Consider the following 24,575-nt stretch of genomic DNA (forward strand, 5'->3'; position numbering starts at 1 on the left):
TTGAAGAGCGCAAAGATATCACGCTTAACGAAATGGTTGCGCGTCTGGCTAAAGAGCGCGGCCTCCAGATTGTGCGGAGTGCTTTGAATGCCTGGCTACGGGCGCGTGGCTTTACTTACAAAAAAAGACCGCACATGCATTGGAGCAGGAACAGCCAGGCCTGATGAGCAGGCGCGAGGCGTGGTTTGAAAGCCAGCTTGAGCTTGATCCTGAAAGGCTCGTTTTCATCGATGGTAAGACGGACAAGCAATCGATCCAGTGAATCGATTGCCCGTCGAACGGACTGAATACGAAGATGGCGCGGTTGCGTGGGCGCAGCCTACGAGGCGAAAGATGTCACGCAGGCATCCCACATGGTCACTGGAAAACAACGACGTTTACCGGTGCACTCCGCCTCTCAGGCATGACAGCACCCATGGTGCTGGATGGCGCAATGAATGCCGATGCCTTTCGTGCTTATATCGAACAAGTGCTCGTGCCGACACTAATCCCCGGTGACATCGTGATCATGGACAATTTGCCTGCTCATAAGGTTGTCGGAATCAGAGAGGCGATTGAGGAGGCAGGTGCGCAACTGCGGTATCTGCCGCCCTACAGTCCCGACTTCAATCCAATAGAGATGGCATTCTCGAAACTCAAAGCTCATCTGCGTGCAAAAGCAGAACGCACTGTCGAAGCTCTATGGGATGCCGTCGGCCAAGTCATTACATTGTTTGAACCAACCGAGTGCGCCAACTACTTTGCTGCTTGCGGTTATGACCCAACTTAAAACGGATACGCTCTAGCTGTCTGGGTGTGAGACCTCATTGGCATAGAAGATGACTTTATCGACTTTTCCCATGATATCATCCTGTTTTGTGGGCTTATGGGGCGGATTGGCTAGTTTTGGTAAAGTCAGGATGTGCTCTTCAACGATTTGACGGGGATTGCGCGCAATGCGGACCTTGCTGGATGCAAGCCCGACAACAAAATCAACGTTGCGGTCTCTCCCAAAGACGGGATCAACAAAAAATCTATTGATGAGTTATTCCTTTTTGCGGCACTGGCCCAGTGCTGCAGGCCACAATCAAGGTCGATGACGCTCTGCTTCGATGCCTGAAAAAAGCTGGCCGCGCGCGATCCCAGCCTTTAAAGCTCCGGCTGCATTTCAGGTTTATGCTGCGAAGCAGCTATTTTTGTGCACGCCGCTCAAGGGAAGATCGCAGCAATTCGACCAGAGCGGAGCGCTGATCACGTTTGAGTTTGTCGAGATTGCGCTGCCGCCAGCGAATTGCCGGAAGCTCTGCGATATGACCGCTCTTCAGCAAGGACCAATCCGGTTCACCACGTTCGAATCCGATCAGAAATTCACGGTGCTCATTCGGCATTCCGCCGATCAGGAGTTCAATCATCTGCTGCTGCGCTTCGATCAGTTCCTCAATGTGGACCACCTCCTCAGTCATGCCTTCGAAACCATTGCGGTATTCATTTGCGAGATCTTTGACCCGGCCCGAAAGTACCTCGCCCATGGGGCGATTGTGGCTGAGAAGATAGACAAGAAAAACTTCGCGCAACTCGTTGCTCAGCCCTTCATGGGCAAACAGACCGCGTACATCAAAGAGATCACGTGGATGCTGGCGATCAAGCGCTGCAACCAATTTTCCTGCAAACAGGTCTTCAAAGGAAACGACGCTGGTTTCGGCAAAACCGAAGACCTCTTCGACCACCTCGGTGACAGGGATCACAGAAGGCTCGTGCACTACGCCGCGCAAAACAGGGGAGACTTCAATCTTCACCTGTGTTCCCTCGGCCATGACAAGAAGCCGCAAGATCGCGCCATCGTGGACGTTTTCGGCGACGCGAGCGCCGGGTACTGCTGCTAATGCTGACGTTTTGATCCGCTTCATGGCTGCGTCAATCTCGGCCAACGCCTCCGGCCTGTCGTTGACGGGCAAATACATGAGGTCGATGTCAACGGAGAGGCGCGGCAGGTTGCGTATAAAGAGATTGATCGCGGTTCCACCCTTGAGCGCAAAACAGGTTTCGCGCGCCACAATAGGAACCAGGCGCATAAGCAGCCTGACCTGGCCCTGGTACTGATCACGAAATGGCATCGAAGTCCCTCGGTACGGTGATGTGATAGACCGGATCAAGCTTGCCACCGGGCACAAGCATGCGCTTACCCTTCCCGAGGTCGATTGCGGTTTTGTCCAGTCGCTTAAGCCACGCATGGCCATGACGATCTGCGAAATAAAAGAACAGCCGTTTGACTTTCACGCTGTCGCAATCCAGAAGCAGTTTTTGCAGCCGTCTCGGGCTGAAATTTGCGGCACTTTGCATAATCATATCGGTCTGATGGAAACTCTCATGGCGCGGCAGTTCATCGAGCATTTCGAGATAAGCTCGCTCAGGCTGCGAAAGCGTCATAGTCCAGTCCCACTGCCCCCATGCGAGGCTGCCAAGCCCTTGTGTGATTGATTCATTGCGGAACAAGGTAGCGCTGTTGTGATAAACAAAGCGCTGGGGCAGTTGCAGCTTGTTCAGCCATGCAGGCGGCTTTTCCGGTCCGTAGAGATGAACAATCCTGGTCTCGTGAGCGAGGTAATGCGCAAAGCCCTGTAATTCTAACGCCGTGCGTCCGCCGACATAGAGCGGCGCTCGTGAAAGCAGGGTCTGGAGCGATATGATGACTTGCTGCCAACTCAGCGTGCCGCGCGGTTTTTTATAGACGCTACGTACCGGCTGTTCCAGCCAGCCGTTCTTAACGTAGTAAGCGCGCAGGTTACTGGCGATGCCGCGCTCTTGCAGCCAGGCAGCATCCACGACCAACCCTTCTGGCAGGTCTCTCTCGAGGCGGTTTAACAGTGAGGTGCTTTGCTCAGCCATACTGAGTATAATAAACGAGCCTTAAACCATTATCAAGTTTGAACGTGCCATCATTTACTCAACATAACTGAGTAAATTTAGATAAATTCAAACCTTTCCTTCAATCGTCCGTCGCTACCGAGTAAGCAGGGCGCATGTCACCAGTCGACCTTAGTTCTCCACCAGCATGGCCTGCAAATATCCATTCTACGCGGCAATGGCACTAAAAGTGAGCTCATCATCGACAGTTCTCGCGCGGTTTGCAGACACCAGCCGGTTTGCTGGGCGCCGCGGTTATTTTCGCAATGTGACATTGGTCATCAGCCCAATATCTTCCGGGTCCGGGACAGTAGCGTTGAATATGTCGAGATAACTTTTCCGCTTTCGAGGCGATGCACCATAGGCTTCGACTTTTTCATTAACAGCCTTCAATAATCGTTCTGCGCTCGGTTTAAGCTTCGCTTCGACTTCTTCTATCCGATCATCGATTTCAGCGGGTGGAGTTGCCGACTTCGTGTAACGTCCTGTTGAAGGTAATTCGACACTCAGATTGACCGTTCTCCTATTTGCTTTTTTTCCTGTCACCGGCTTCAGGAATTGACTGGGAATTTGTCGCGTCCGCTTCATGCGGAAGTTCCTCATGCTTTTGAGGACGGGAGGGCAGGGGCTAATTGTCTGCTCAACGACCTGTTGCCCGACACTCGCGTATTCGCTCGTCAGTGCTGGAACTGGCCTATGAGGTAAATATTCAATCGTCGGCACATCAGGAACGTGCGATTGCGAATAAGCTTCAGCGGCGGCGTTGGTGCATCTTTGACTGCTAACTTCTGAATTTTCTTGCACTGAGTCAGTTCTCACAGAACTCGTCCGGATTGTTTGTCCGGACGAGAAAAGATGGACAAGTGTGTCCAGTTTAGCATTATGGGATTTTATGGTCCCTTTAAAGCCGGGAATAGTGAGAGCACTTCGCCAGAAAAACACCCGCAGTAAGTGTATCGGGAGCAACTTTCGCCTGTACGCAGGATGCTTTCGAAAGCTTCAGACGAAGTTGGGCAGCATTCGGAATAACCAGTCAAGAATGTGCCCGAATGTCGTTGACAGCATGATGCTGAGCCAGTTCCCTCAACAATTCGAGTGTAATTGGTCTAATCCATCTTATAATTATTCGCTTGCCACATATCCGAAAACGGTTAATCAAGAATGCTGTGTAATCTGGGGTGGCAAATGACTTTTACTAACAATTTGGGGATAATTGCGTCCACTGTAGGCTGTTTGATCTTGATTCGGTGCGCCAGTGGGACGGCTATAAGCAGAAAACTTGGTTTTTACAGGACGCCATTAGTCAGCAACAACTAGCTATTTCAACGATCACCAAATGCAATTATCTGACAACAGTTGGTTTTGCGGGTGTTTGGCTTCCACCTGAAGCACAGTCAGGACGAACTCCACCTAACAAGAGAGACATCCTGCTGCAAAGTTCAGCTTAACGCATAACTTTCGGGTTAAATCTATGAAGAGCTCCGCGCATAACAGCCACATATATGGTCTCGACATATTGCGCATCATATCTGCGCTTGCCGTTATGTTCTACCATTTTGCATTTCGCGGCGAAGCAGCTGGTGAATTGCCAGCAATCAATATCCCCGAAACGATTAAAGCTATAGCGAGTTATGGGTCACTGGGGGTCAGCGTTTTCTTCATTATCAGTGGGTATGTAATTGCTTACTCCGCTGAAGGCCAAAAGCCTTGGCAGTTTATGATCGCGAGATTTACGCGCATCTACCCCACTTTTTTTATGATGATGACCTTAACCGCCGCTACAATATGGTTTTCGTCAAATCCATTATTTCATGTTAGCGTGCACCAGTATCTGGCCAACACAATCATCTTTTCAAAATTGCTTGGAGAGCCATTCGTTGATGGCGCATACTGGTCAATCGTCCTCGAGGTTATCTTTTATGGTTGGATATTCATAATCTTAGCCCTCGGTCAGTTCCGAAACATCCTTAGGATTATTGCATTTTGGCTGGCTTTTTCATTCGCAAATGAGTTTTATATCGGCTCCGAACACCTCCAGAACCTCTTTATTACAGAACACAGCGGCTTCTTTGCTATGGGAATCATCCTCAATCGCCTCTATCGACAATTCTCATACTACGCGTGCGTTCTCTGCATTAGTGCGGCCGGTTATTCGATATATACGGCAACTGCAGGTATCGCCTGGGCTGAAGCCGCTTACTCCACCACATTTTCCCCTGGAGTGATCGCTATAATCATTCTTTTTTCCATAAGCATATTCTTATTAATGCTCCGGTTAAAGATTAACGAGCGATACTCGCAAATGTTGAGTATTCTAGGTGGTGCTACCTATTCACTTTATCTGCTTCACCAGAACATCGGCTACATCGCGATTGAACGACTGCTGGATTACGTTTCACCGTTAAGTGCCATTACATTGACAATGCTCAGTTTAATTGCTTTTTCTATAATATTTCATGTAACTATCGAAAAGAGACTTAATCCAATGCTCCGAAGGCAATTGCTTAGATTTTCATTAAAGCCACGCATCGTAACTTCGTAGTTCATTAGGCGACGGGTTTCTTAGGGAACTGACGTTTTGTAATTTATCTATACACTAGCGTCATGGGCTGTTTTCAACGCTGCAGTTACTAATTTCGTGGGACGTGACCAAAATAAATTCGTCTTTAGAATGAAAAGGCAAGTTGCCTTGACACTTTAGATTGATATGAGCAGGGTACGCTCAGTTATAAGTTTGATTTGGATGGGGGCATTCAATGACAAAGACATGGGATGGAGCTTTTCAAGGTACGGACTACTCCAGTGCTTTGAACCTCTCTATGCAGTTTTATTACGCACAGTATTCTGGAGATCTGCCAACCGATTTCCCAATAAGCTGGCGTGGAGATAGCTTTCTAAACGACGGCGCTGATGTAGGCGTTAATCTGTCTGGCGGCTGGTTCGATGCCGGCGACTTGATTAAATTTGGTTTGCCAATGGCCTATTCGGCAACCACGCTTGCCTGGGGAGCGATTGATTACAAAGACGGTTATCAGCAAAGCGGCGCGTATGAAGATGTTATCAATCATCTAAAGTTCGTTACTGATTACCTTATGCGCGCTTATGATAACGGCGGAACACCCGAAGATGTTAGTGATGACGTCTTATATGTTCAGGTTGGAGATCCATATCAATGGCATAATAACCGATGGGGACCGCCTGAAACTGCGCCTGAGAATGATCCAAACCTTTCACGGGTGACGCTGGCAGCATCGGCAAACAAACCAGCCGGTGACATTGCCGGAGAGACTGCAGCAGCAATGGCTTCGACGTCCATCGCTTTGCGTGCAGATGGACAGATCGTATTGGCGGACCAGCTTTTGGCTGAAGCCGAGCAACTATTCAAGTTTGCTGAAGCCTATCCGACGATGTTTACGGACGGCCTTACCGATGGATTTTATGGTTCATACGATGCGGATGATGAATTAGCGTGGGGTGCTACTTGGCTATATAAGGCAACGGGTAATGTGACTTATCTAGCTAAAGCCGAAGCGTATGCACAAAACTTGGTCTACACAAACGGAGCAGGTCCACTCGACAAATCCTTTTCCTGGGCTTCCAAGTCGTTTGGCGTTGCTACCCTGTTAGCAGAGGAAACAGGCGACCAATGGTACTTTGACAAGCTCAATGATTACCATCAGACCCTCATAAACACCCAAAAGATGAATGATGGAACGTCTACCAATGCCGGAATGACGTTAATTAGCGGATGGGGGTCGAACCAACATGCTGCGAATGCGGCGTTCATAGAGCTACAGTACGCTCGTTTGTTAGTAGAGCGTGGCAACCCACTTGATGCACCACTTATAAATGAGCTCATAAATTTTGGCTCGGATCAGATTGATTATGTTCTGGGCGACAATCAGTCGGGTCAAAGTTACCTTGTTGGTTTCGGGACAAGCTATCCTGTTCGACCACATCATCAGGGTGCGTCCGGGCTTGACGGCTGGGAACAGTTTCTGAGCAATATTCCTAACAAATACACAATCAACGGCGCGCTCGTAGGTGGGCCATCGGACAATAACAACGTACCAGGAGTTTATACTTGGGTCGATGACAGGTCTGATTATGTAAGAAATGAAGTTGCGACACATTATAATGCGGCTTTTTCTGGTGCGCTGGCCGCACTCGCTCAACTCTCCGGCGTGTTAACGAGCCCTTCAATCACTGGCACTACTGGCGACGACATTTTGAATGGAACATCGTTAGGTGAAACAATCAACGGCCTGGCGGGTAATGATATCATAAATGGTCACGGCGGTAATGATATTCTTTACGGCAATGGTGGCAACGACATCCTCAACGGTGGCGCTGGGAATGACACTTTGTTCGGCGGCGAGGGAAACGATACGTTTGTTTATGAAAATGGCGGCGGTATTGATTATGTCAACGATTTCGCACTTGCAGGTGATGTGGTGAGTATCAACTACACCGGATACAACACGTTTTCAGACATTCAGTCGGCTATGCAGCAGTGGGGACCAAACACTGCGATCTATTTCGATAGCAACAATTACCTCGTGCTTTCCAATGTTAACAAGTCAGAACTCAATGCCAGCCATTTTGGATTTAGTAGCAGCCCAAATATTATTAATGGAACATCGTCAGATGATTTTCTGAACGGCACCGCTGGAAATGACATCTTATACGGGCACGCCGGCAATGATGTGTTGTATGGTCATGGCGGCAACGACATCCTCAACGGTGGCGCTGGGAATGACACTTTGTTCGGCGGCGAGGGAAACGATACGTTTGTTTATGAAAATGGCGGCGGTATTGATTATGTCAACGATTTCGCACTTGCAGATGATGTGGTGAGTATCAACTACACCGGATACAACACGTTTTCAGACATTCAGTCGGCTATGCAGCAGTGGGGACCAAACACTGCGATCTATTTCGATAGCAACAATTACCTCGTGCTTTCCAATGTTAACAAGTCAGAACTCAATGCCAGCCATTTTGGATTTAGTAGCAGCCCAAATATTATTAATGGAACATCGTCAGATGATTTCCTGAACGGCACCGCTGGAAATGACATCTTATACGGGCACGCCGGCAATGATGTGTTGTACGGTCATGGCGGCAACGACATCCTCAATGGTGGCGCTGGGAATGACACTTTGTTCGGCGGTGAGGGAAACGATACGTTTGTTTATGAAAATGGCGGCGGTATTGATTATGTCAACGATTTCGCACTTGCAGATGATGTGGTGAGTATCAACTACACCGGATACAACACGTTTTCAGACATTCAGTCGGCTATGCAGCAGTGGGGACCAAACACTGCGATCTATTTCGATAGCAACAATTACCTCGTGCTTTCCAATGTTAATAAGTCAGAACTGAATGCCAGCCATTTTGAGTTTAATGTTGGAGCGAACAGTCTCAATCAATCCCCGAGCAACGATGAGCGTCAGTACAACTCTTCGGCCTCAGATAGTATAATTTCTTTTGGTATAGAGGGTGCGTATGGTACGAGTTCAGATGGGACAATTATTTACTCGGATACAATCGGATCCGCAAGTATTTCTGCTGATGACGACATTGTTGTTTATATGGCAGCGGCGACAACCATCGAAAACGGAAAATCGTATTTTTCTGACGAGCGTGATAGCCAGTTGATCGATATTCAACATGGCTTAGTTGGCAGCATCATCTCCTTTGATGATATCATTACAGACCCGGATTTTGCTTCCAGTGATCAGTGGTTCACACCCGAACCTATCGGTGGTCTCATCTAAGCATCAAAGCACGCGAAACAGTGGCTGCCTACTGAGTTTAATGTAAAAAACGTTGCTCCCGCGGTAGCCTCTCCTCATGGAGCCTATCACGGATGTCAATCGTAACCAGCAGAGCAGCTGCCATACGTCGGGTTTTTCTGCGCGGTAGCTTGCACATTGGCGTGTTCTCGGCATTCATCAACGTCCTGATGCTCGTATCACCGCTTTACATGCTCCAGATCTACGACAGAGTACTACCATCATCAAGTTTTGATACGTTAATATTCTTATCGATTATAGCAGTTGCCGCGCTTATATTTTTGGGACTATTCGACGTCGTTCGGTCGTTTTATGCGCAGCGCATGGCCGCCATCCTTGATCAAAAAATAGCAGGATTGGCCTTCGCGGCAGCCCTTACAAGTTCGAAATCCGATGCCGGAGATATCGCACCGCTGCGCAACCTTGCAATCGTCCGAGGATTCATTGCTTCAAAAGGGCTAACCACACTATTCGACTTGCCCTTTGCGCCTTTCTTTATGGGCCTGCTTTTTTATATTCACCCAGTGCTGTTCTGGATTACGCTGGCGGGAGCGGTATTAATGATCCTGCTCGTCATCCTGACTCAATTAGCCAATCAAAACAACGGACTTGTCGCTGCGGAACAGGTAGCAATGACAAATCTATTCGCGCAGGCTTTTGTGCGTAATGAAGAGACGTTGAAAGCAATGGGCATGTCTCATAATGCAGGCCGAGTATGGGGTGAGCTGTTCGCCCAGACAACTAAATTGACTGATAGATCAGCTAATTTAACCGCCGTCTTTGCCGGAATCTCCCGATCAACTCGTATGTTGTTGCAAATGGCAATTCTGGGGATCGGTGCCATATTGGTGTTAAAGGGGGAGATGACCGCCGGAATGATTTTTGCATCATCGATCATTTCAGGACGGGCTCTCCAACCATTCGATCAACTCGTCGGTGTCTGGAAGCAGCTTGGTGTCGCATGCAAAGCATGGGCATTGACATCAAAAATGATCACTACTTCCGACGCAAAACTACGCGACAATTTAGAACTTCCGGTACCCACTGGACGCATTGCAGTCCGCAATCTGGCTTATATTCTAAAGGGCTCGCCGTCGGGTACTGAACCGGTGCTAAAAAACATCAATCTAGATATAACTGCGGGTGAAAGTATTGCGATAATTGGACCAAGCCGAGCGGGAAAATCCACCCTTGCGCGGCTATTGGTGAATGCAATACAACCTTCAAACGGAACTATCAAACTGGACGGTTCTGACCTTAGGAATTGGAATGAAAACCAGTTGGGCAGCACTATAGGTTACTTAGCACAGGATGTTCAGTTATTACCTGGCACCATAGCCGAGAACGTATCTCGGTTCGATCCTGATGCGTCCGACAAAGAAGTGGTTGCCGCTGCCCTTAAGGCTCAGGTTCACGAACTCATACTATCACAACCCCTCGGGTATCAGACCCGAGTCGGTTCTTTCTATGGCAACTTGTCGGGTGGCGAACGCCAACGAATAGGTCTTGCTCGCGCATTTTACGAAAACCCTAAGTTACTTGTGCTCGATGAACCAAATGCAAGCCTCGATAGTGATGGGGAGGCAGCATTGGAACGAGCGCTTCGAGATGCACGGGCTGATGGCACAACCGTTATTATAATCTCGCACAGAACATCGATTATTTCCCAATGTGACAAGGTGTTAATGCTACGAGCAGGTAGGATCGAGGCTTTTTGTGCACCTCATGAGATTCTTCGCAAATCTCACGAGTCGCCGCTAGCCCCACACTTTTCCTCCATAAAAACTGTCTCTGAACAGAGAACACCCGCCAATTCGATCAAACAAGCGGGCGGCGGGTCATGATCGCACGTATGTACCCAAATAAATCTTGGGAAGATGAAATTCAGACCAGTACCCGGAAAATTGAAATTACTGGTTATACTGCTATCACGCTTCTGATCGGTGCATTTGGATATTGGGCGACAACTGCACCTCTCGCAGGCGCTGCTATTGTGTCGGGCAGAATTGCTGCCAACGGGAGGAATATAATCGTTCAACACGCCGAAGGCGGTATTGTAAGCCTTCTACCTGTACAAGAGGGAGAGATAGTTACAGCTGGTCAGACTCTACTTATGCTCGATGATACGGTCGCCCGCACTCAGTTTAATCGGTTGACCCAACAATGGGTTACACTCAAAGCTCAGGACGAACGTCTTTCGGCAGAACGCGATGGTGCCTTAAAGCTCAAAATTACCCTCAACGTGCTAAGCTTCCCCCGGCCTAAAAACGTCAATGACATCATTTCTGAGCAGGTGAATGAGTTCGATGCCAGACTCGATCGGTTCAATTCGGAGACCGTCATCCTCCATCAGCGGTTGGCAACCCTGAAAGAGGCCATATCCGGTCTGGCCGCGCAGCGAGATGCGGTCGAAAAACAATCGGCAATTGTTCAGGACGAAACATCCCGAAAGCACGCTTTGCTTATTAAGGGTCTCACAAATCGATCAGAATATACTCAGCTTCTCAGAATTGAAGCCGAGCTTCTCGGCCAACGAGGTGCTATTGACGCACAAATTGCCACCAACCGAACGCAGATTGCCGAAGCTTACGAGCAAATCGAACGTTTAAAATCTCAACGAGTTGAACAGGCTGTCACCGCAATAAACGAAGTTCGTAATCAGCTTGCAGATGTCGAGGAGCAAATAAAGGCTTCCGAAGCAGTCCTGAGCCGCACTGAAATAAAGGCACCGGTAGATGGCATCATTGTCACGGCAGTTGTTAACTCAAAAGGAGGTTTCGTTCGGCCTGGAGAAAAAATCATGGAAATTCTTCCTACCAGTGAAGCGACAATTATTGATGCTAAGCTTATGCCGCACGAAATAGATAAGGTTAAAATAGGTCAGTCTGCACGCCTGCGGTTGATCGGGTTAAACACACGTACCACGCCTGAAGTGAACGCTGCCGTCACCTATGTTTCCGCCGACCGGCTGATAGATGAAGTAACTCATCAGCCCTACTACCGTACCCAATTGAAGTTAAACGAAAAATTGCCTGATGGAATTTCACCTGAAACTTTACGCCCGGGTATGCCTGTCGAGGCTCACATCCACACAGGCGAACGGACTTTTTTTGAGTATTTGACACGCCCTATCGTCGATTCCTTTTCCCGCGCATTTACAGAGCAGTGATACACCGCTTACGAGTAAAAAGAGCAGTTAGCTTTATTTTCCTCCCATTTCCCGATCCTGCCTAGCTGATAACAAGTTCAATCTGACAATCCTATCTCTATAAGATCTCAAGCGTCTGGAAAGGACTGTGTATCATGTTAGAAAAGTCAGATACTCGTCCAAGAGTACACCTCCCTCCCCTTAACGGGATAGAACTGTCAATCACGCAAACCCTCCCAAGGATATGCTGATATCCAGTCAAGAAGATGAGGATCGGCAATAATCCCGACGCGCACTGATGACCTTGAACGGCACTGTTACTTTAACGAGAGTGTAGACGTAACTCATTCTTTGACGCAGTTTCTATGCAGATTTCAGGCAAGCGATTTCCCGCCACTTGTTATTGGCGGCTTGTCGTAATTCACGGTGATCAGCGGCATTGAATTGGTTGCTGGGGAAGTAATTTAGGTTGTAAATCGGATCATGTATCGACGTAAACCGTTGCACATACCGTGATGATTTAAAGCGCTTGATAATCCGCTCTCGCCGTCGTATCGGCTGATCAGAATTCTCGGCCCGGTTGTTCAAGCCTTTGTGCTGACGATGACCGCTACGCACCTTTGCTGGAAATGCTTCACCTCAATCAGGCTACTGTTCTGAGCTTTAGATCGATAGCCCGTCAGGAAGAGTATTTCACAATATAGATCATCCATAGGTTGAAATTCTCCGCCGCGCTCAGTTAGCGCGTGACGCGATGCGCCTTATACCATGCTATTGAAATATATTAACTATTATTCCTATAGGGCTATATTTCAAATTTGAAATTAATTTACATCCAAATACAATATAAATATAAATTATAATGATTGTAAATATACATTATAATTCTGTTTATAAAACTGCAATATAAATTATTCGTAATAATTTGTTACTTATAGCTGTCAAATTTATACCAACTAATAATGTTGCAATTGTAAACGATGCGGCGCAGACTACTACAAGCATAATGGTCGGACCATTTTCCGGCCTTTTTGTAAATCCATACAGGAACACCCCATACAGGAACACAAGGAGAAGCAGATGGCCACTTTAGAAGGCGGCGCCTACGACGACGTGTTGTTCGGTTCCCGCTTTGACGATTTCATCCGCGCCCATGGCGGTGATGATCTCGTTTTCGGAGGTGATGGCAATGACACCATCTTCGGCGATAACGGGAATGACATCCTATTCGGCGGAAACGGTGATGACCTCCTTTTCGGCGGAAACGGTAATGACGTTCTATTCGGTGATGCAGGAAATGACATCCTAAGCGGCGGCAATGGGAATGATGTGCTGTTTGGCGGTGCTGGAGACGATGTTCTCCAGGGCGGCAACGGCTCGGACCTCCTCTTTGGCGGCGACGGAAACGATGTCTTGCAAGGTGGAAACGGCGACGACATCCTTGATGGCGGTGCCGGAGATGACATCCTTATCGGCGGCGCCGGTAGTGACGTCTTCTTGTTCAATGGCGGCGGCGGAAACGACGTCATCCTTGATTTCAACCCAGGTGAAGACATCCTCCAGATTCAGCAGGGCATTAACGGCCTTGATGTCAATTCGGCGGATGACCTCGCAGATCGCGTCACGCAGGTTGGTGGAAATGTTGTTGTCGACCTTGGCAACGGCGACACCGTTACCCTCGTGAATACCAGTGCAGACGACGTACAGGCCCATCCCGACCAGTACTTCACTGTTCACTGATTGAACGATTGAGTTCGTGCCCGACATCCTCCCGTCGGGCACGTTCCTTCCTCAACTGCCTTCTGACCTCAATCTTTGGCCTGCCGCATTCTGCCTAGAAATGCGTCCGGGTTTGCATTTCCAACAAGAATGAAAGGGCGCTCGCATTGAACCTCGACCATTCGGCGGACACTGAAAGCAAAACTGAGAACCTCTCCATTTGCCGTCTTTGCGCCGATGTGGCTGTGGTCATCTGGGATATTCCCGGCCCGGCTCGCTCAACGACCAAATGCACGCTGGACATGCCTGTCCAGCCCGTTCCCCTGCTCAGCATTGGCATTCCGCTCGAAAGTGGTGGTGTGCGCATGTTCTGGGCCATGCGGACTGGCACCGAACCAATTGAATTATCGCTGTCGGCAGGCTCACTCGGGCCTACCGCGCAAGCGATCCTTTATCCGGCGAATGAACTTGCAGCTTTCGACGTACATCACGTCGTCAGCGACCTCACTTTGCCCGGCCATATCAAGCTTCTGACCAATGTTCTTACGACATGGCGCAGCACATTCAGGCTCTCGCGGAATCAGACATTTGCATCCCTCGTGCGTGAACTGACCTTCGCGCTAACACCAGAACCGCGTGAAGCACAATATTGCGGCGAACCCGTTCAGGGTCATCATCTTCTGGAGACCGCTGTTGATCCGATGCTCGGAAACATTTCAGCTATTTACGGCGTTACAGCGGGCAGTGTGATGGTGATCCCACCGCGGTTTGTCGCGGGTAAGCAAGCGCACAACGCGTGGCAACCGTGCCATTTGCTGGTGGAAGCTCCCCAGGATCTGCCGTCTTCACTGTTGCTGATCCTGGCGGGACAAAAAGGTGTCGCCGTCCGCAAATTGGCGGCGCGCACAGCTGAAAAGACAAACTTTGCCAAATGGTGGAGCAAATGGCAGGGAAATGGCGATTTACGCGAGTTCCTTGTTCGCCAATTGGGAAAACTCAGTCCTGCGGGTACTGCCGTGGCGATTGATTTGCAGACACGCTCTCCGCTCCCTGTTCGTCAAATCGCACAATCAGCAACCCATCCGGCAGCCGAAATCGACCTTGCTCTGGCATTGGATGGCGGGCTGATCGTTGGTGGTTGGATGCACGATCCTGCCAATTTGCTTGCTGATATCGAATATCTGCCTGAAAGCGGTAGCGCAGTTTCCTTGAAGCCGCATTTCCATAAATTCGCGGTCAAGATTGCAAAGCGTGAAGATACGCCACAGCAAGATGTAACGGGCTTTGTTGCCTGGTTGCCATCGGCTAAAAATCTTGGCTCGCTTTTACAGCCGCGCTTTCAGATGCGTCTCTCATCCGGCGCAACCGCACCTCTGGTCCCCGCGCCACAACCCTTCGAAGCTTCAACGCAACGCAACAGAATTTTGCGTTCGGTTCCGCCACAGCACGCGCGGCCACATGTGTTTGAGCAGATATTGGCTCCTGCCCTGACAGAAATTGAGAAGAAGCTTGGCGCGACCGTGAGAATTGCTGAAATCAAAGAGTTTGGAGAGACGCCGTCCTCGCCACTCGCTTCCATCGTCATCCCGCTTTATCGAAATCTCGATTTTCTGCGGTTTCAGTTCTCATCGATGGCAACCGATCCCTGGCTGATGGAAAACGCCGAATTCATTTTCGTACTCGATTCTCCTGAAATTCAGGACGACACAGAACATATGCTGGGTGGCCTGCACATCCTTCATGATATGCCCTTCAAGCTTGCAATCATGAACCGCAATAGTGGCTATGCTCGCGCCTGTAATGCGGGCGCAAGCCTTGCAACCGGCACCACCATTGTCATGCTGAACTCAGACGTGGTGCCGTCCGAACACGGCTGGTTGCAGCAGCTGATCCAGCCCTTGTTCGATGAACCCAAGCTCGGCGCAATCGGCCCGCGCTTGCTGTTCGAGGATGGTTCTTTGCAACATGCCGGGCTCTATTTCGCACGTGATCGTCAGGGCATTTGGCTCAATCATCACTATCATAAGGGTATGCCCGGTAATTATGCACCGGCGCGCCGTGCGCGCGACGTTCCGGGTGTCACCGGCGCATGCCTGATCACCCGCAAGGATATCTTCGATCTCGTGGGCGGCTATAGCGAGGATTATGTCATTGGTGACTACGAAGACAGCGATCTGTGTCTGAAGATCCGCCAGCTTGGCTTCCAGATATTCTACGAGCCAGGTGTCGCCCTTTACCATTTCGAGCGCCGCTCCATCCGCCGCAGTGCGGATTACATGCGGGGTCTCGCCAGCCAATATAACTCCTGGCTGCACACGCAGCGCTGGGACGAAGAAATCACAGAACTGATGACGTCACCCCAAGATGAGAACCCAATGGCGGTTCCTTCGAATGTGATCGTGGCCAAATCTGAAAGGAGCGCCGCTTGACCGAAGTGGTAATGCTGAAACAGCCAGAACCTGAAGCCAAACCAGCAATACCCGGAGAACAGATTGACTGGCTAATGCAATCTGTTTTGAAGAACCGTTTTCTGCCTTCGCCCGACCCGAACAGCGTTTTTGTTGGCGATGGAGATTATCGTGCGGTTGGCGCCGAGTTTCTCGGCCATTTCATCCGCAAAGGTGGCCTGAAGCCCGACGCACGCGTGCTTGATATTGGATCGGGCATTGGCCGCATGGCGGTGCCACTGACACAATATCTCGATATGGCGAAAGCGCGCTATGCCGGTATCGATCCGGTATCTGGCGGCGTCAATTGGTGTCGTCAGAATATCACTTCGCATTACCCGAATTTCGAGTTCCGCCATATCGATATCGCGCATGACCTCTACAATCCGAAAGGCACTGTGAACGGTCTGAGCCTGACACTTCCGTTTGCGGACAGAAGCTTTGACTTTGTTATCATGACGTCTGTGGTCACGCATCTGCCGTCTGATGAAGTGAAGACTTATCTCGAGCAGGTATCACGCGTACTTGCACCGGGCGGCAAGCTCTTCATGACCGCATTTGTCGTTGATGATATCGCCGCCCGCGACCGTTTCGGTAAGCGTGACAAGCGCCTCGCCTTTGAACGTCATGGAGCCAGGCCATGCTGGTTTGTGCCAGAGCTTCCTCCTCTTGCAGCTGTTGGTTTTGAGAACGGCTTTCTCGACCGCGCTCTTGCAGGTGCCAAGCTGGAACTTGAAACGAAATCCTTCGGGCATTGGCGTGGCATCGATGCCGATCATTATCAGGATATTTTCATCGCTTCGCGCGGAGGTGCCGCCTGATGGCTCCTCGCGTTCTCATCGCCGCTCACAATCATCCATCGCTTCATCCGGGCGGAACGGAAATTTTCGCCCATGACCTGTTCCGCGCTTATCAGCGTGCAGGATGCGAAGCGATGTTTATGGGTGCCACCAACAAGGTGCATCGTGAAGCACGTCCCGGCACAAGCTTTCAGAGCATCGGCAATGGCGGCGATGAAATTCTGCTCTGGTCGGGGCACTTCGATCGCTTCTACATGAGCCAGATCGACCTTTACGGCATTGTGCCGGATATCGTCGAACTGCTGCGCGATTTCAGGCCGGACGTCGTGCATCTGCATCATTTGTTGCTGCTGGGTGCTGAATTCCCGCATATCGTGCGCCGCACACTGCCAGATTGCCGCATCGTTCTGACTTTGCATGACTATTATCCCATCTGCCACCATGATGGGTTGATGGTACGCACCACGGGCAAAGAGCTGTGCCATGGTGCAAGCCCCGACCGTTGCCATGCCTGTTTTAAAGACATTGCGCTCGATAAGTTCGTATTGCGGGAAAGGCACATCAAATCGCTGCTCAGCGCCGTCGATGCCTTCGTCTCACCAAGTGAATTTCTCAAACAGCGCTATGTCGAATGGGGTCTTGCAGAAGATCGCATTGAGGTCATTCCCAATGGCCAGCCCGAACGGCCAGCAGTCGAATTTCGACAGCAGGAACGGACAAAGCCAACCTTCGGTTATTTCGGCAATCTCAATCCATGGAAGGGCGCAACAGTCCTGCTGGAGGCAGCTCAACAACTGATTTCCGAAGGCTTTGATTTCGAGCTGCGTGTTCACGGAGCCGCACCCTTCCAGAGCGAAAGCTTTGTTAGCGAAATCGACCAGCTTTTTGCGCAAACATGGCCGGTCGTACAGCGTCGCGGCGCTTATCGCCGCGAAGACATCGCTCAACTCATCCAGTCTGTCGATTGCGCAATCATGCCCTCTATCTGGTGGGAGAACGCGCCGCTCGTCATTCAGGAAGCACAGGGACAGAACCGCCCTGTCATTTGCAGCAATATTGGCGGAATGGCCGAGATGATCACTGATGGCATCAATGGCCTCACTGTTCCGCCCAATGATCCGCTGGCGCTTGCCCAAGCAATGCGACGCATGGCGGAAAACCCGGACCTGCGCCAATCGCTTGGCGAAAATGCGCGGCACCCGGACACCATCGACACCACCGCAACCCGCTATCTCGACATGATCGGGGCATTGCGCGCGGCTCGTGTCGAGGCAGCATGAGAGGTAGATCATGAACATCGCGACCAAAATTCCATCCGAGGGGGCACAAAAGCCGGCTGAAGCACAGAGTGTTTCGCCGACACCTCAAAGGACCGAAGCCATGAAAGGACGCGTTGACGCCATCGAAGAAGGCCGCCTTTACGGCTGGGCGTTCGATCCTTCCTACCCGACCGAGCGGCTCATTATTCGGGTTCTGCTTGATGACAAGCCAATTGCCGAAGCACCTGCGGACAAGGATAGGCCTGATCTGAAGCGCAATGGTATCGGCGACGGAATGCACGCGTTTGAGGTGATGTTGCCTCAGTTTGCAGCAGCCCGTGCAGGTGAACTGGTCGTGATTGCCGCCAATGCAGCGGGCATAGAACAGAAGCTGCGCGTACCAAAGCCCGATGAGCAGGCGGCAGAAGCGTTGATCGCAGCGCCAATGACCCGCATTCTCGACAAACTCGACATGCTGATGGCAGCCCAGCGCCAGTTGCAAGTGAATCAGCGCTCGCTGCAACGCGCAGCCCCCACCATAGACAGCACCGGCAATGCTTCGCCCACTGACCTCCTCGACATTGCCGGTTCAGTCGATACCCTGCGTACCGATCTGCACCAGCGCATGACCGAGCTTGATGTGCATATCATGCGCATGGACGGCGTCGTTGCCGGTCTTGAACAGCGTATGGAAGACGTGCGTAAAAGGAGCAGCGGAGACATCAAAGTTCTTTTCGTGCTCGCCGCTGTCTTGACCGGTTTTGTCGCTGGTGCCCTCCTCACCCTCGCAATCATGCCGTGAGGATTGTTGCATGACACAGGATGAAAGGCCGAACATACAATCCGCTGCCAGAAATGGCCGCACGACCGACCGTCCTCCCATGATTATGGAAGGCGAAATGGTGGTGGGGTGCGTGATTGAGGAGACGCTCGTCCTGGTGCTTGGCATCGGAAGTGCCACCACTGATCAGGTTACAGCGTTTCTCAATGGCGACCCGGCGATGAGCGTGAAAACGAGCCTCATAACCTGGCCGTTGAGAGAGCCATCGCCCGCCGGAACACATGGCTTTGTTGCCATCGTGCCGACGAATGTGTTGCGTCGCGGTATCCTCAAGACCATCATGTTCCAGCATCGGGCAAAGGTTGGGCGCTATAATTTTGCATCGCGCTCGGCATCTGTTCCAGATTTCGTGGCGATGATCGGAGATTTATCCGGGCAGAACCTTTCAGGCGTCATCGATGAACTCGTTGAGGGATTGATATCGGGGCCCATCAGCCGAAAAAAGCTATCCGCGATCACCGTTCTGCTGCAGGCGGGCGCGCGCTCGGATGGTTGCATCGAACTGATCGGCGGAAGCGACGAAGGCGATATTTTCGTTCAGGGCTGGGCGCAGGATTTGACACCTGCGGTAACACGCCTTCTGATCAGCGGTAAAAACTCCTCACTCGCCGAATGCTCCATCAGTGTTTTTGCGCGCCCTGATCTTGAAGAACAAGCTTCTGGCTTTGCCGGGCTTCTTCTCGCCAATGAGCCAGTGGAAGCCAATGATATCGAGCGTATTTTGTTTCGCGGTCGACGCGGCTGGCGCTTTACCGAAGTCTATGATCGCAGACTTCTCTCAGGCTCGCGCGAAACACCCGCCCATATCCGAGCCATCCTGCCGCGCGTACGCAGTTCCACCGATATTCTGTTGCGCCTGCGTTCTGCCGCCAATCGTTTCGATGGTGCAGATACCGTCTCCGCCCTGCCTTTTCCCGTTCGCATGGGCATCGACAGTGTCTTTCGAGTTGAAGGAAGTGGCATACTGATTTCCGGCTGGCTGCTTGATCCCGACAGTCACGTTGAAAGCGTGCGGCTTCGACGTCATCGCGGCGAAATCCAGATCGACACGACGTGGACGCGCATCGACCGCTCCGATGTGACACGTGAATTTGATAATCATCCTCCCTTTAATGCGGGGCTTGACCCAAACCGCCATGCCCATGGTTTTGTGGCCTTTGCCCCGGAACTTGCAGGTGACAGTACGTCCCCCTTCTATCTGGAGCTCGCAATCAGCGACGGGCGGCGTGCCTTCTTTCCACTAACGCCAACCCGTGTGACATCACGCGATGCCATCGTCCGGCAACTGCGAGCCACCGATCCGAATGCATGGGCGTTGCGCCACATCGTTGATCAGCAGCTTGTGCCATTGTTGCGCGGCGTCAACCGTCCTGCCCCGGAAGTCTTTGGCGTGGTCGATCTGGGTCCCTTTGAGGACGCAATAGGCCCCGCTATCATCATTGGCATTGATGAACGCGTCGAAGAAATCGAACCGCTGCTTGCTCTGCTGGCACTTGATCCTGAAACGCGGATCGCGCCGATTGTGATTACAGCTGCGACCGAAATCATCGACCGCATCGGCGTACAGATCAGACGACTTGCCGATTTTTACCGACTGCGTATCCGATTGGTTTCGGCCAATGGATCAGAAGATCTTTATGATGCGCTTGAAGTTGGCGCTCGAACGGTTTCCACCGATCAGGTCATCTTTCTCGCTGGTTCTTTGTTGCCGCGCCGTTCGGGCTGGCTCAACAAATTGGTCAGTTCCTATGAGACACATAAGGATTGCGTGCTTTCGCCGACGCTTGCCTATGAGGATGACTCGATCCGCTGGGCGGGAACATGGGTGGCAGGGCCACAGTCCGACCGCGCCCTCATCAGCCGGTATGCCGGCTATCCGATTGACGCGATATCGGGCATGCAGTTGACTGAGGTGGCAACAGCAACCTTCGAATGCTGCATTATGCCCCGCGAAGCTTTATTCACCGCTGGGGGTTTTACCCGCGGTTATCTCGGTACCCATGAAAAGGGGCTCGACCTTGGCTTGAAGCTCAAGCAATCCGGTCTGCGTTCCTATTGGCTGCCTTCCGCCCAGATGCTCGGCGCCGATGATGTTTCAGTAACGGATAAAGCATCCACCATCGCGCTTATAGAACGTATCGATCGTCAGGTTTTTGATGCTCGCTGGTCTGCAATTCTCGCAGGCAAGCGCAAGGTCGCGATGGAGGAAACCGCATGAGCGAAAAACTCCGTGTTCTCGTCATTTCCCATGCACATCCGTCAATCTCGCTCGGCGGCGGTGAAATCGCATCCTACAATCTGCACAAGGGATTGAATGCCACACCAGGTGTACAATCGGTTTATCTGGCGCGCGCCAGCCATCCTATCCCCCGCCACGGCACCACGGCGCTGATGAGCATGCGGCGCGCCAGTGACGAGATTCTGTTTCACGCCGACGAATATGATCACTTTTATCTGTCCAACAAGAATACCGACGAAATCCGCCGCGATCTTTTGCGGTTCGTGCGCGATTTCGATCCGGATATCGTTCACTTTCACCATGTGCTGGGTCTCGGTCTGGAAACGCTTTATGCCATCCGCGAAGCGCTGCCGGATCGCATCATTCTGGTGACGTTCCATGAGTTCCTTTCTATCTGCAACAATGACGGCCAAATGGTGAAAGCGGGCACGTCAAAGCTCTGCAACGAGGCGTCCCCAATTGATTGCCACGCCTGCTTTCCGCAGATACCGCCTGCCCGTTTTCTCAAACGTGAACGCTTTGTACGCGGCATGCTGGAACTGGCTGACGCTTTTGTGTCGCCGAGTGAATTTCTGGCAAATCGCTATCGCGAATGGGGGATCAATCCCGACAAGATGGCCGTCATAGAAAATGGCATCGCAATCACCCAAACAACACCGCCCCGCGAGCTGACTGGACCCGACCCACGCCGCGGCCGCTTTGCCTTCTTCGGACAGATCAATCCATTCAAGGGCATCGATGTGCTTATTGATGCGGTGTCGCGCGTCCCCGAACAGGTCTGGGGCGAGGACTCCCGCCTGATGATCTTTGGCGGCAACCTCGAAAAGCAACCACCAGCCTTTCAGGAACGCATGCAGAAGCTGATTGAGGAGGCAGGTCCGCGCGTTCGCTTCTATGGCGCTTATCAGAATGCGGAAATGCCGCGCCTCATGCAGTCGGTTGATTGGGTAGTCATGCCCTCGATCTGGTGGGAAAACTCGCCCATCGTCATTCAGGAAGCGCTGCATCATCGCCGTCCGGTCATCTGCTCCAACATTGGCGGCATGGCCGAAAAAATCCGTGACGGTGAAGATGGTCTTCATTTCCGTGTTCGAAGCGCGGAAGATCTGGCGGATCGTTTCACCGAAGTGCTGAGCGATCCGAATATCTGGAACCGCTTGCATCAATCCATCCGTAAACCGGTTCACTATGTCGATTGTGCGAGCGCACATCTCGATCTTTACAGCCGGCTTCGCGAGGCCAAACCTCGCAGACTGAAACCTGCAGTCACAGAAACCGCACTTTCTCAGGCAAGCTGAGCCTGGCTCGCCTGCATCTGTTTATAAAAGAAGGAATAGCCTATGGCACGCGCCCTCGTCATGATCCCGGCAGGAGAAGTGTACGATCACGACAATGTCCGCTGGTATCGTCATACTGACGTGCAGGGCAGCATCAATCACTATCACAATATCGGCGACGCTTTCGTTTTCGAGTCGTCGCTGAAGCTGATGAATTATGAGAAGGCGGCCGAGCTGCCGATTACCAATTTTTCACCCGAAAAGATTGATCAGCTGCGGGAAGAATATGATTATGTGATCCTGCGCGGCTCTAACTACATCAATAAAGATATGAACTGGCGCGACACGATCCCAGTGCTCCAGCGGTTGAAACTCCCGGTTATTGCATTTGGCGTTGGCGCGCAGGCTCCGGTGCGGGGTGAAATCCAGCTGTCAGAGGAAACGAAGGCAGTTCTGCGCATGATCGCCGATTCAACCGTCTCTGTTGGCGTGCGTGGGGCCTATACGGCTCAGGTACTCAACGATATTGGCATTCAGAATGTGCGTATCATTGGCTGCCCGACGGCGTTTCGTCGCAACAATCAACATCTGCGCATCAAACTGCCCCCGCTCGAAGCGGTCAAACAGGTGGGTGTTACGGTCCGCCGCGAAGTTTCGCCAGCTTATGCGCAGGACATTGAACAATATCTGACCCGCCATCGGGATCTTATCCGCACAATGGCTGGACGTTTCGATGTGACATTGATGGCGCAGGGCGAAATAGAAGAAAAGAAGATGATGTTCGGCACGCCCGAACAAAAAGAAGAAGCGATAGAAGCTCTCAAAGCACATCGCTGGACGGCTGACTGGTATTTCGATGACGATATCGAGAATCTTTATCGTCATCGCATGTTCTATTCGGATGTCGTCGCGGATTACGAAAATCTCGTGCGTGAGCAGCAACTAGTCCTTGGCTATCGCCTGCATGGCAACCTGATGGCGCTCGCCAATGGCATTCCGTCTATCTATTTCACCTATGACAGCCGCACGGCTGAGTTTGCCGAAACCTATAAAATCCCAAGCTATGATGTCTTCAGCGAAAAGCCATTTCGTCTGGAAGACTATTGGGATCAATCGCTGTTCGACAAATATAACCGCGCCTGGTTTGAGACCTATGCCGAAATGAAGCAGTTTCTCGATGAAAACGGTGTCGATAACAAAATGACCGACACCGGCTTGCCGATCGGAGAGCTGAAAGTCGCTTAGTCCTATTCCGCCTTCGCGGGATTGCTTGTTGTTTCTGACTCGGGCTTGTGGAGACGAACCTCGAACGGGGCAATAAGCTTTTTAGGTTTGTCACCCGCCATGTCTGGAGTGAAGGGTGGGAAGGCCACACCAGCAGTCGGAACTTTCAATGCTGCAGCATCGACGAGATCGTCGCCTGAACTTTCAACGAGCTCGACATCAGAGACGGTTCCATCCGGTGCCTGTTGATTGCCGCTGAGAACGGGGGTGCGGACGAAAACTTGGACTATCATGGAGGTAGTTCATGTATTCCTACGAAGACCGGATGCGAGCAGTTGCGCTTTACATCAAGCTGGGCAAGCGTGCGAAAGCGACTACTCGCCAGTTGGGCTACCCAAGCAAGAATGCTTTGAAGGGCTGGTGCCTGGAATATGAGCACCATCTTGATCTGCGTTTAGGATTTGCGCCCCGAGCCCCTAAGTTCACACAGGCCCAGAAGGAAGCGGCTGTTGAGCACTACCGCACGCATGATCGTTGTGTTTCTGCAACGATGCGCGCATTGGGCTATCCCGGTCGTGCAACGTTGACAGCATGGGTTCGTGAGGCGTTTCCTGAAGCTCAGAAAGCTACAGTTGGTAGAGTTGGTCCTCCACGATATCCGGAGACGTTGAAGAAGGCTGGCGTCGTCGGGCTTTATAATCGAAAAGAAAGCGCGCAAGCCTTGGCCGAAAAGCTCGGCGTATGCAGACCGACACTGTATAATTGGAAAAACCAGTTACTCGGTCCGGAGGCTCCCGCAATCATGAAACGCAAGAACAACTCACCGCCAGTGCCAGAGCGAAAAGAATTAGAGCGCCAGCTCGAAACACTGCAGCACGATATTCAGAAACTGCAGCTTGAGCACGACCTTTTGAAGAAAGCGACCGAACTCATAAAA

The 24,575-nt window shown here is 51.3% G+C and carries 16 protein-coding genes and 3 pseudogenes; 14 read left to right on the forward strand and 5 right to left on the reverse strand.

Annotation, left to right across the window (positions count from 1 at the left end; genetic code table 11):
* A pseudogene (locus OIV19_RS22505) lies at window positions 1-769 on the forward strand (IS630 family transposase); the annotation flags it as partial.
* 400 nt (window positions 770-1,169) lie between these two features.
* Here OIV19_RS22505 and OIV19_RS22510 read toward each other — a convergent pair.
* From OIV19_RS22510 to OIV19_RS22520, 3 genes are all read right to left on the reverse strand, one after another.
* Window positions 1,170-2,093 (reverse strand): nucleotidyl transferase AbiEii/AbiGii toxin family protein, encoded by a 924-nt coding sequence (locus OIV19_RS22510; RefSeq protein ID WP_264234039.1) that lies wholly within the window; start codon window positions 2,091-2,093, stop codon window positions 1,170-1,172.
* Window positions 2,080-2,865, reverse strand: a complete 786-nt coding sequence (locus tag OIV19_RS22515; protein WP_264234040.1) for a type IV toxin-antitoxin system AbiEi family antitoxin domain-containing protein — start codon at window positions 2,863-2,865, stop codon at window positions 2,080-2,082. The genes OIV19_RS22510 and OIV19_RS22515 overlap by 14 nt, the downstream gene beginning before the upstream one ends.
* A 273-nt stretch (window positions 2,866-3,138) precedes the next feature.
* Window positions 3,139-3,702: a hypothetical protein gene (locus tag OIV19_RS22520; RefSeq protein WP_264234041.1), complete on the reverse strand. Its 564-nt coding sequence runs from the start codon at window positions 3,700-3,702 to the stop codon at window positions 3,139-3,141.
* 652 nt (window positions 3,703-4,354) lie between these two features.
* Here OIV19_RS22520 and OIV19_RS22525 point away from each other — a divergent pair.
* The 4 genes from OIV19_RS22525 (at window position 4,355) to OIV19_RS22540 (ending at window position 11,853) form a co-directional block, all read left to right on the forward strand.
* Complete coding sequence (locus OIV19_RS22525) at window positions 4,355-5,425, forward strand: acyltransferase family protein (RefSeq protein ID WP_264234043.1); 1,071 nt, start codon at window positions 4,355-4,357, stop codon at window positions 5,423-5,425.
* Window positions 5,426-5,639: 214 nt separating this feature from the next.
* Window positions 5,640-8,666, forward strand: coding sequence for a glycoside hydrolase family 9 protein (locus OIV19_RS22530; RefSeq protein WP_264234045.1), 3,027 nt, complete (start codon window positions 5,640-5,642; stop codon window positions 8,664-8,666).
* 92 nt (window positions 8,667-8,758) lie between these two features.
* The gene (locus OIV19_RS22535; RefSeq protein ID WP_264234047.1) at window positions 8,759-10,528 is read left to right on the forward strand and encodes a type I secretion system permease/ATPase; all 1,770 of its coding nucleotides are present in this window, start codon (window positions 8,759-8,761) and stop codon (window positions 10,526-10,528) included.
* The gene (locus OIV19_RS22540) at window positions 10,525-11,853 is read left to right on the forward strand and encodes an HlyD family type I secretion periplasmic adaptor subunit (RefSeq protein WP_264234049.1); all 1,329 of its coding nucleotides are present in this window, start codon (window positions 10,525-10,527) and stop codon (window positions 11,851-11,853) included. The genes OIV19_RS22535 and OIV19_RS22540 overlap by 4 nt, the downstream gene beginning before the upstream one ends.
* 342 nt (window positions 11,854-12,195) lie before the next feature.
* On the opposite strand, the pseudogene OIV19_RS22545 reads toward OIV19_RS22540, so the two are convergent.
* Window positions 12,196-12,438, reverse strand: a pseudogene (locus OIV19_RS22545) (IS6 family transposase); the annotation flags it as partial.
* Between the two features lie 474 nt (window positions 12,439-12,912).
* Here OIV19_RS22545 and OIV19_RS22550 point away from each other — a divergent pair.
* The 8 genes from OIV19_RS22550 to OIV19_RS22585 all read left to right on the forward strand — a co-directional run bounded on the left by OIV19_RS22550 (window position 12,913) and on the right by OIV19_RS22585 (window position 23,659).
* The gene (locus OIV19_RS22550) at window positions 12,913-13,572 is read left to right on the forward strand and encodes a calcium-binding protein (protein ID WP_264234050.1); all 660 of its coding nucleotides are present in this window, start codon (window positions 12,913-12,915) and stop codon (window positions 13,570-13,572) included.
* Window positions 13,573-13,718: 146 nt separating this feature from the next.
* A complete protein-coding gene (locus tag OIV19_RS22555) occupies window positions 13,719-15,980 on the forward strand; it encodes a glycosyltransferase family 2 protein (RefSeq protein ID WP_264234053.1) in 2,262 nt (753 codons plus the stop codon).
* A complete protein-coding gene (locus OIV19_RS22560) occupies window positions 15,977-16,819 on the forward strand; it encodes a class I SAM-dependent methyltransferase (RefSeq protein ID WP_264234055.1) in 843 nt (280 codons plus the stop codon). Before OIV19_RS22555 ends, OIV19_RS22560 begins: the two co-directional genes overlap by 4 nt.
* Window positions 16,819-18,078: a glycosyltransferase family 4 protein gene (locus OIV19_RS22565; protein WP_264234057.1), complete on the forward strand. Its 1,260-nt coding sequence runs from the start codon at window positions 16,819-16,821 to the stop codon at window positions 18,076-18,078. Before OIV19_RS22560 ends, OIV19_RS22565 begins: the two co-directional genes overlap by 1 nt.
* A gap of 10 nt (window positions 18,079-18,088) precedes the next feature.
* Complete coding sequence (locus tag OIV19_RS22570) at window positions 18,089-18,859, forward strand: hypothetical protein (RefSeq protein WP_264234059.1); 771 nt, start codon at window positions 18,089-18,091, stop codon at window positions 18,857-18,859.
* A 10-nt stretch (window positions 18,860-18,869) separates the two neighbouring features.
* Complete coding sequence (locus tag OIV19_RS22575; protein WP_264234061.1) at window positions 18,870-21,116, forward strand: glycosyltransferase family 2 protein; 2,247 nt, start codon at window positions 18,870-18,872, stop codon at window positions 21,114-21,116.
* The gene (locus OIV19_RS22580) at window positions 21,113-22,435 is read left to right on the forward strand and encodes a glycosyltransferase family 4 protein (RefSeq protein WP_264234063.1); all 1,323 of its coding nucleotides are present in this window, start codon (window positions 21,113-21,115) and stop codon (window positions 22,433-22,435) included. Before OIV19_RS22575 ends, OIV19_RS22580 begins: the two co-directional genes overlap by 4 nt.
* A gap of 42 nt (window positions 22,436-22,477) precedes the next feature.
* Window positions 22,478-23,659 carry a polysaccharide pyruvyl transferase family protein gene (locus OIV19_RS22585; RefSeq protein ID WP_264234065.1) on the forward strand — a complete coding sequence of 394 codons (1,182 nt, stop codon included), beginning with the start codon at window positions 22,478-22,480 and terminating at the stop codon, window positions 23,657-23,659.
* 2 nt (window positions 23,660-23,661) lie between these two features.
* On the opposite strand, the gene OIV19_RS22590 is transcribed toward OIV19_RS22585, so the two are convergent.
* A complete protein-coding gene (locus OIV19_RS22590; protein WP_264234066.1) occupies window positions 23,662-23,931 on the reverse strand; it encodes an energy transducer TonB in 270 nt (89 codons plus the stop codon).
* 11 nt (window positions 23,932-23,942) lie between these two features.
* On the opposite strand from OIV19_RS22590, the pseudogene OIV19_RS22595 reads away from it, so the two are divergent.
* Window positions 23,943-24,575, forward strand: a pseudogene (locus tag OIV19_RS22595) (helix-turn-helix domain-containing protein); the annotation flags it as partial.

Source organism: Brucella sp. HL-2, from assembly GCF_025846885.2.
Taxonomy (GTDB): domain Bacteria; phylum Pseudomonadota; class Alphaproteobacteria; order Rhizobiales; family Rhizobiaceae; genus Brucella; species Brucella quorumnocens.

Bases quoted from the DNA above. Each gene is read 5' to 3' on its own strand.
- OIV19_RS22515 (WP_264234040.1), bottom strand. From the start codon at position 2,865: ATGGCTGAGCAAAGCACCTCACTGTTAAACCGCCTCGAGAGAGACCTG.
- OIV19_RS22510 (WP_264234039.1), bottom strand. From the start codon at position 2,093: ATGCCATTTCGTGATCAGTACCAGGGCCAGGTCAGGCTGCTTATGCGC.
- OIV19_RS22535 (WP_264234047.1), top strand. From the start codon at position 8,759: ATGTCAATCGTAACCAGCAGAGCAGCTGCCATACGTCGGGTTTTTCTG.
- OIV19_RS22565 (WP_264234057.1), top strand. From the start codon at position 16,819: ATGGCTCCTCGCGTTCTCATCGCCGCTCACAATCATCCATCGCTTCAT.
- OIV19_RS22590 (WP_264234066.1), bottom strand. From the start codon at position 23,931: ATGATAGTCCAAGTTTTCGTCCGCACCCCCGTTCTCAGCGGCAATCAA.
- OIV19_RS22550 (WP_264234050.1), top strand. From the start codon at position 12,913: ATGGCCACTTTAGAAGGCGGCGCCTACGACGACGTGTTGTTCGGTTCC.
- OIV19_RS22540 (WP_264234049.1), top strand. From the start codon at position 10,525: ATGATCGCACGTATGTACCCAAATAAATCTTGGGAAGATGAAATTCAG.
- OIV19_RS22525 (WP_264234043.1), top strand. From the start codon at position 4,355: ATGAAGAGCTCCGCGCATAACAGCCACATATATGGTCTCGACATATTG.
- OIV19_RS22530 (WP_264234045.1), top strand. From the start codon at position 5,640: ATGACAAAGACATGGGATGGAGCTTTTCAAGGTACGGACTACTCCAGT.
- OIV19_RS22575 (WP_264234061.1), top strand. From the start codon at position 18,870: ATGACACAGGATGAAAGGCCGAACATACAATCCGCTGCCAGAAATGGC.
- OIV19_RS22570 (WP_264234059.1), top strand. From the start codon at position 18,089: ATGAACATCGCGACCAAAATTCCATCCGAGGGGGCACAAAAGCCGGCT.
- OIV19_RS22580 (WP_264234063.1), top strand. From the start codon at position 21,113: ATGAGCGAAAAACTCCGTGTTCTCGTCATTTCCCATGCACATCCGTCA.
- OIV19_RS22585 (WP_264234065.1), top strand. From the start codon at position 22,478: ATGGCACGCGCCCTCGTCATGATCCCGGCAGGAGAAGTGTACGATCAC.